Raw genomic sequence first — 7600 nt, 5'->3', positions numbered from 1 at the left:
AGAGACAGGGGGTGGGGTTCTTGTACCTCATAACACCGGAGAGTGCTGTATGTTGGGTTGACATAAGAAACCCAACATAAAATCCTTTTATTTAATCGTCATTTTGGTGACACTTTCAGGTATGTTTATTTTCAAATAATCAGCAATAAACTCACCATACTTTTTCTTGATTTCCATAGGGAGAAACTCGAATCCTTTGATATTTAATCTACATTCAGGAGAGCCACAACAACATTCGGGAACGGCAATACTAATATACTCCGTCGTCTCATAATCCCAGGTAATCTCAGTTCCAGCAGGAATATCAACCAATGCGACGAAATCGTAGCCGCCAAATTTATTATTCCGAACTCCTGTATTTGGGCTACAAGAATGATTGATTAATCGCGCCGGTTCATCCAATTGAATATGCCGGTCAAAATCCATTTGGAAAGAGTGCATAGTTCTTTCTGAAAGGATTTCAACTTGGTTTCCAACTACCACAGTCTCATCCTTATGAAACCATCGGTTGGCAAAAACGCTTCTGCCTTTACTTGTTACTTTTACTAAGGTATCTAATTCCATCATCCTATTTTTTAGTAGAGATTACGAATCTTATTCCGATTCCATGAGATTGCTATTAAGAAGCGACACTGGAATATTAATTGGCTCACTATCCACAGATGAAAGTGCGGCAACAATCGGCTCGTTGACTTGTACTTCATGATCCTGCTCAGTATCCTGAGATTTAGTTTGACCAAAAATCATTGCCATCAAGACAAAAGTAGCACCAATAATACCACGTACCCCCAGTTTCTCTCCCAGCAATAAAAACGAAAAAACTGCTGCAAAAATCGGCTCAAGGGTATACATTAAGGCCGTTTCGTAAGCGTTAACCCATTTTTGAGCCAATACTTGGAGAAGAATGGTAGCAGCAGTATCAAATAAACCTAAATACAAAATTACAGCCCAGTTAGCACCTATGGACTCATACTGTCTAACTAAATCTGGCGCTCCCCAAATTAAAGACACTATTGCTATTACCCAAAGCTGGATTGCTGTCAGTGGTAAAATAGGGTGGCGTAAAGTGATGGACTCAAGCTTAAGAATGTAGATAGAGTAAAGAAAGGCGTTACCCAACATCAAGAAATCGCCGACCACTATCTGCTCACTTTCCCAACACATCACTCCCACCCCAAAGATAGCCATTGCTGCGGCGAGGAAAGTTTTCAGCAATACTTGCCGACCTAGTAATTGTCCCAATAGAGGAACTAGAATAACGTTAAAACTCGCAATAAATGCAGCATGATTGGCAGAGGTAGTTTCCAGGGCAACTGTTTGGAGAGTTAAGGTACTAAAGATTATCAGTCCTAATAAAATTCCATCCCGTAGCAGGGGAAGATTCACAAAACGCAAATAGGGGGTGAAAGGTAATGCGGCTACTGCGAAGCGGGTTGCAAATATTACTGAAGGAGAAAGGCTACCAAGGGCTGCTTTAAGAACTGGGTAGCTCGTACCCCAGATGAGAGTGACGAGAAGCAACACTGCTATACCCGAATAATAGAGAGTGTTTGGTGATTTTTGAGAGTAGTTATTTAATTCTATGGTCATTAAGCAGCATAGCCTCTTATCAATTTAACTATATTCCGTTAGTTAACCGTAAAGCGGTTCACTAGAGTGAGAAATATTAACGTTTATTGTTTCTTCATCAGCATATCTAAAAAAAATTAGGTTAGTTCACTTGAATTCTTCGCACAAAAGCAAAACCCAAGACTTATAAGCATTTGTTGGGTTGCGCTGTCGCTTGACAATCAAGACAGTCGCTACAAAAACTCTTACCGAACATTATTGAATGCTGAAGGACATACATTCCTATAAAAAACTGCCCCAGATATCCTAACACACTAATTATACTCAAAACGACTAGAAGCTGGACTTTTTTATCATACAAATAACAAGTTCAAAGCCTTTCCTTTGCACCTTTCCCTAACCCTCTCCTAAGAGGAGAGGGAAAAGGAATAACATTTAATACTGGAGAGGTTTACCAGAGGGGTTTCATATTTGGTTAAACTATGAACCGTTTGCAGTATAATACGAAAAATAAAAAACTCAACATTATCTGGCTATTATTTTCAAACAGAGAACTTCTACTTGATATTTAGTTTCTCCAGTTGATTAACTCGAATTGTCAACTTATTAATTTTCTGATTTAATTCAACCACCAAATTAGCTAAATTCTTAAACATCTTTTCCTGTTGCGACTGTGATAAATTTTGTCTCGCATTAGGAGAAACTTGAGGACTATCAGCAACAGGTAATTGATTATTTTTCCCAACCATTAACTCAAGTTGTTGTAAGCGTAATTGTAAACTCCTAACATCAGACTCTAAATTATTAACGCGGAAATCAACTTGTTGCGGTAAAGCAGAATTTAATAAAACACTACTCCAAACAACAAACACACACAGCCCAGTTACCAACAATCTTTTCAATATCATGCTTATTAAAGATTATTAAATGAAAATGGCTCTACCGTTCCCTTTCTGTAAAACAACATTTATTGTAGGTTGGGTTGACGCAAGGAAACCCAACAAATTTTACCATCTTACCGTCAATATTGGGTTTCACTTCGTTCCACTCAACCTACCTTAGAACCGTTTTATTTATCAGCCTGTAATCCAGAAAATAGCCTTGTCCAATTTAAATTATTAGCAATTACTTCACCTTCTTTCACCTCAAAAGTGCGATTAATAGCTTGTGGTTCTTTAATTGCTTGAACACAAATTTCCGCCACATCATCACGGCTAACTTTTCCTCTAATATTATCACCTTGCTCAAAAATTAACTCCTGCCCTCCTGCTGATTCTGTCAAAGCACAAGGTCTAATAATTGTATAGGGAATTCCACTAGCTTTCAGGCTTTCTTCTCCTCGCAACTTCCAGGTTAAAATCCCTCCCAATTGGTCATTTAATCTCACTGCTGGTGGTTCTTCATCTAAATTAATTCCTGGTCTTCCGGGACGAGTTACCCCAGCGGAACTGATTAATACAAATTGAGGTAAAGTTTCCCCACCATAAGCTTGAATTGAAGCAACTTCCAGTGCGAAAAACCCCGGATTAAAAGCAGGATTTAAAGCACCATCATATTCAAACTTACTCAACATTAATTGCATAGAACAAACTTTGCTAATGTCCATTGGTGGACAGTCCTTAACAATTTTGGCACGAAATACGGGAACTAAATCTGTAAAAGGAATCTGAATATCTAGCCAATTATTAGCAACAGTATCAAAAGAATAGCTATAACCAACACCATCCCAAGTTGATTCTGTGCGGATAAATATTTTATAACGTTGTCCATCACCTTTAACCCGCAATTTCACACCTTGATAACCAGATAAATCCAGCAAAGGTGAGAAATTCTTAGTTCTCACCGAAGCAAACCCCCCAGAATTAGCAGTAGAAACATTACCTGTAAATACTGCTGTATTTTCCCTAATTTGGAAACTACTAGCACTAATACCCCCCATAACCACATCATCTAAAGCACCCCAGATATTTTTGATTTCATCTGATGGTTTCGTGAAATCAAATATCGGTTTTTCACCCGCAGCAACCAGATATTTTGCGGCTGCTGTTACTAAATTTTTCACACCTTGATATTCAACATTTTCTGGTGTATCCCCGACAATTTCCGGCAGATAAAATTTCACACCTTGATTATATTTTGCTCTATCGGGTGTATCTCCCTCCACAGGTTGAACACGCACTGACGTACAACAAATTACAGCTTGAATATTAGCCATAACTAAATTTGTCAAAGTCTCTGGTTTGGTAATATCTCCAACTACCAAATTAATATCATCACCCAGAACTTGCCGCGCTTTTTCAATATCTCGAACTAAACAGCGCACATTATAACCCTGTGTTATTAATTTCTTAACAACTCGTTTACCCACACCACCCGTTGCACCAGCTACCAAAATTACAGCCATATTTTCTCCTTGTTTTGGTCTATCTTGATAATCTGTGGAACTACCTGGAAATAATTTTTGAATCCAATTAAGAATCGGAAATACTTCAAAGTAAGTTAGGGTTTTAATAAACCTGCATAAATCCCATTGAGAGCGGTTGTTATTATTCATAGTTACGATTTAAACATGGTATTTTAGTGTTATTGTATCAATTTTTTGTAGATTTAGATCCCCGACTTCTCAAAGAAATCGGGAATCTGGATAGCCAGATTACTATTTTTTGGTATAATGCTCATACAATATGATAATTGCCGTGATGAGTCAATTTGCTAACGCCCAAGCTGAATATGAGAAATTTCCTGAAGAATTTACCAGCATTATTATTAGTACGGTAAATAAACAAGGCATCCCTAATGCTAGTTATGCTCCTTTTGTGATGGACGATGATAAGAACATCTATATTTATGTGAGTGGACTAGCTACTCATACGCAAAATGTTCAAAATCATCCTTTTGTGAGTGTTCTATTTATTGATGACGAAGTTAAAACTAACCAGATTTTTGCTCGTCGGCGGTTAAGCTTTGATTGTACCGCAAATTTGATAGAAAGGGAAACTGAAAAATGGCAGCAAATTGTTGATAAATTTCAGCTTCGTTTTGGGGAACTGATTTCTACATTACGCAGTTTACCAGATTTTCGGATTTTGCAACTGACACCGAAGACTGGACGTTTTGTAATTGGGTTTGGGGCTGCGTATAATATTAGTAACGACAATATAAATCAACTTGTACAAATTACCAAGGATTCACTTTCATAATTATGCTGAAATTTCAACCTCCGGGTTTTGGTAGTAAATTCATTCATACATCTTTGGGGGCAATGGTTTATTATACCCAAATTAGCAATCCTTGGGAAAATACCAAAAATCAAGATTTACCACCATTATTGTTTCTACATAACTTTGGTGGTGGTGCGTCTGCTTATGAATGGTCAAAAATTTACCCAGCTTATGCGTCAACATATCGAATTTTAGCCCCGGATTTAATTGGCTGGGGAAAATCTGCTCACCCTGTGAGAGATTATCAAATTGAAGATTATTTAACGACGATTCTTGAGTTTATTTCGCAAACTTGTGATCAACCTGTAACTGTCATAGCATCTTCTTTAACTGCGGCTTTTACTATTCGTCTGGCTGTTACTTATCCCGATTTATTCAACGCTTTATTTTTAGTTTGTCCTGCGGGTTTTAATGATTTTGGAGAAGGTGCAGGGAGAAGATTACCGCTTTCTTTAATTAATACACCTTTAGTAGATAATTTAATTTATGCTTTAGGTGCAGAAAATGAAATTGCAGTGAGAAACTTTTTGCAGAGTTTTCTATTTGCTAAACCGGAAAGAGTTACACAGGAAATGGTGTCAGCTTATTTAAGTTCTGCACAAAAATATCAAGCTAAGTTTGCAGCTTTGTCTTTTTTACGAGGAAATTTGTATTTTGATTTGAGTTTATATATTCAACAACTTCAAGTTCCCACTGTGATGTTGTGGGGTGAAAATGCCCAATTTACAAATATGCAATTAGGACGACGGTTAGCAAATTTAAATACTGAAGCAATTCAGGGTTTTCATGAAATACCCGATACGGGAATTCTGCCCCATTTAGAAATACCAGCAGTTGTGATAGGGATTTTGCAAAAATACAACAAAACTGGAAAATTAGAAATCTAAAGGACTAAAATTATCTGTGTTCATCTGCGTTTATCTGCGTTTAATTCTGACTTCTTGTACGCGAAAGGTTTACACCATCAAGAAAGTTGTAATATAGAAATAGCTCTTCACTCACCACAACCAATGACATCAACTCTGCTGAAATTTCCACGCCTTAATGCACCTACGCTGCACTCTCTACCCAACGGTTTGACGATTATCGCCGAACAAATGCCGATAGACGCGGTTAATCTTAACCTCTGGGTAAAAACCGGTTCTGCAATGGAGTCAGATGCTATTAATGGTATGGCTCACTTTTTAGAACACATGATTTTTAAGGGTACGCAGAAACTCATTAGTGGTGAATTTGAACGCCGGATTGAAGAACGCGGTGCGGTGACTAATGCTGCTACTAGCCAAGATTACACCCACTATTACACCACAACTGCGCCTAAAGATTTTGCCGAATTAGCTCCTTTGCAAATAGATGTTGTTTGTAATCCGAGTATTCCTGATGATGCTTTTGAACGGGAACGATTAGTAGTTTTAGAAGAAATTAGACGTTCTGAAGATAATCCTAGACGACGAATTTATCGTCATGTCATGGAAACTGCTTTTGATTCCTTACCCTATCGTCGTCCTGTACTGGGACCTGAATCTGTTATTTCTCAAGTTAAACCGCAACAGATGCGAGATTTTCATGCTCATTGGTATCAACCTCAGTCAATTACAGCAGTTGCTGTGGGTAATTTACCAGTAGAAGAATTAGTAGAAATTATTGCGGCAGAATTTAATAAAAATTATCAACAAACTACCAATAAACTAACACAAACAGCAGCAATTCCTGAACCTGCATTTACACAAATAGTCCGTCGGGAAGTTGTTGATGAAACTCTCCAACAAGCAAGATTAGTGATGATGTGGCGAGTTCCTGGATTGATGGAGTTAGATGAAACTTATGCGCTTGATGTTGTAGCGGGTATTTTAGGACATGGGAGAACATCTAGATTAGTGCAAGATCTACGGGAAGAACAGGGACTGGTATCTTCAATTTCTGTGAGTAATATGAATAATCTATTGCAAGGTGTGTTTTCGATTTCTGCTAAATGTGATGTAGAAAATTTAGCGGCTGTGGAAGCAGGAATTATTCAACATCTTCGCAAATTACAAACAGAATTTGTCAAAGAATCAGAAATTGCTCGTGTTCAACAACGGGTAGCTAATCGGTTTATATTTGGAAATGAAACACCAAGCGATCGCGCTGGGTTGTATGGTTATTATCAGTCATTGATTGGTGACTTAGAACCAGCCTTTAATTATCCCCAATATATTCAAGCACAAGCAGCCACTGATTTAATCCAAGCTACAAAAGATTATCTGTCTCCAGATGCCTATGGTGTCGTTGTCATCAAGCCTGTTTAAGTTTGACTTAAATCTCAAAGGAAATATATACTGCAACCGGTTCATAGTTTAATCAAATATGAAACCCCTCTGGTAAACCTCTCCAGTATTAAATGTTATTCCTTTTCCCTCTCCTAGAGAGGTGCGGTGAGAGGCTTTGAACCTTGTTCTTTGTATGATAAAAAAGTCCAGCTTCTAGCCGTTTTGAGTATAGTAATCTTATTTGATTGCCAGAGTGAGATCCCCGACTTCTTAAAGAGGATGTTTTAAAAGTGGTATTCCGTAATTTTCATCACATTGCTACCCCCCTTTCCCCTTATAAAGGGGGGAAACAATAAAAATCCAGTTCCCTCCCCTTTAAGTAGTGAGACAGAATTAATTACACAATGTCATTGCGTTAGCGCAGCGTGGCGTTAGCCATATGGAACGAAGTGAAATGAAGCAATTCCCAGGGTTGTGATTGCTTCCCTTCGCTCGCAATGACTGTAAATATTTTTGTCCAATTACTTACAAGGGGAGGGTTAGGGATGTCTCTTATACACA

The 7600-nt window shown here is 37.9% G+C and carries 7 protein-coding genes; 3 read left to right on the top strand and 4 right to left on the bottom strand.

Annotated features, from left to right (window positions below):
• Nucleotides 1-87 precede the first annotated feature (87 nt).
• The 4 genes from IQ228_RS16690 to IQ228_RS16675 all read right to left on the bottom strand — a co-directional run bounded on the left by IQ228_RS16690 (nucleotide 88) and on the right by IQ228_RS16675 (nucleotide 4123).
• On the bottom strand, nucleotides 88-567 hold the full coding sequence (locus tag IQ228_RS16690) for an SET domain-containing protein-lysine N-methyltransferase (protein ID WP_193963611.1): 480 nt from the start codon (nucleotides 565-567) through the stop codon (nucleotides 88-90).
• A gap of 27 nt (nucleotides 568-594) precedes the next feature.
• Nucleotides 595-1590 carry a DMT family transporter gene (locus IQ228_RS16685; RefSeq protein WP_193963606.1) on the bottom strand — a complete coding sequence of 332 codons (996 nt, stop codon included), beginning with the start codon at nucleotides 1588-1590 and terminating at the stop codon, nucleotides 595-597.
• Nucleotides 1591-2126: 536 nt separating this feature from the next.
• Nucleotides 2127-2477 carry a hypothetical protein gene (locus IQ228_RS16680; RefSeq protein ID WP_228043918.1) on the bottom strand — a complete coding sequence of 117 codons (351 nt, stop codon included), beginning with the start codon at nucleotides 2475-2477 and terminating at the stop codon, nucleotides 2127-2129.
• Between the two features lie 161 nt (nucleotides 2478-2638).
• Nucleotides 2639-4123, bottom strand: a complete 1485-nt coding sequence (locus IQ228_RS16675) for a CIA30 family protein (RefSeq protein WP_193963604.1) — start codon at nucleotides 4121-4123, stop codon at nucleotides 2639-2641.
• Nucleotides 4124-4268: 145 nt separating this feature from the next.
• Here IQ228_RS16675 and IQ228_RS16670 point away from each other — a divergent pair, with 145 nt between their 5' ends.
• From IQ228_RS16670 to IQ228_RS16660, 3 genes are all read left to right on the top strand, one after another.
• Nucleotides 4269-4769, top strand: a complete 501-nt coding sequence (locus tag IQ228_RS16670) for a HugZ family protein (RefSeq protein WP_027401451.1) — start codon at nucleotides 4269-4271, stop codon at nucleotides 4767-4769.
• A 2-nt stretch (nucleotides 4770-4771) separates the two neighbouring features.
• Complete coding sequence (locus tag IQ228_RS16665; protein ID WP_027401450.1) at nucleotides 4772-5677, top strand: alpha/beta fold hydrolase; 906 nt, start codon at nucleotides 4772-4774, stop codon at nucleotides 5675-5677.
• Nucleotides 5678-5800: 123 nt separating this feature from the next.
• Entirely contained in the window at nucleotides 5801-7078 is a 1278-nt protein-coding gene (locus IQ228_RS16660) for a pitrilysin family protein (protein ID WP_027401449.1), read from the top strand.
• Nucleotides 7079-7600: the final 522 nt, after the last annotated feature.

Origin of the sequence: Dolichospermum sp. LEGE 00246 (assembly GCF_015207865.1) — a bacterium.
In the GTDB taxonomy this organism is placed as follows: Bacteria; Cyanobacteriota; Cyanobacteriia; order Cyanobacteriales; family Nostocaceae; genus Dolichospermum; species Dolichospermum heterosporum.
This window is presented reverse-complemented; position numbering and strand designations above follow the sequence as displayed.

Excerpts from the sequence above, each read along its gene's own strand:
- IQ228_RS16675 (WP_193963604.1), bottom strand. The coding sequence starts at position 4,123 with ATGAATAATAACAACCGCTCTCAATGGGATTTATGCAGGTTTATTAAA.
- IQ228_RS16665 (WP_027401450.1), top strand. The coding sequence starts at position 4,772 with ATGCTGAAATTTCAACCTCCGGGTTTTGGTAGTAAATTCATTCATACA.
- IQ228_RS16690 (WP_193963611.1), bottom strand. The coding sequence starts at position 567 with ATGATGGAATTAGATACCTTAGTAAAAGTAACAAGTAAAGGCAGAAGC.
- IQ228_RS16680 (WP_228043918.1), bottom strand. The coding sequence starts at position 2,477 with ATGATATTGAAAAGATTGTTGGTAACTGGGCTGTGTGTGTTTGTTGTT.
- IQ228_RS16660 (WP_027401449.1), top strand. The coding sequence starts at position 5,801 with ATGACATCAACTCTGCTGAAATTTCCACGCCTTAATGCACCTACGCTG.
- IQ228_RS16685 (WP_193963606.1), bottom strand. The coding sequence starts at position 1,590 with ATGACCATAGAATTAAATAACTACTCTCAAAAATCACCAAACACTCTC.
- IQ228_RS16670 (WP_027401451.1), top strand. The coding sequence starts at position 4,269 with ATGAGTCAATTTGCTAACGCCCAAGCTGAATATGAGAAATTTCCTGAA.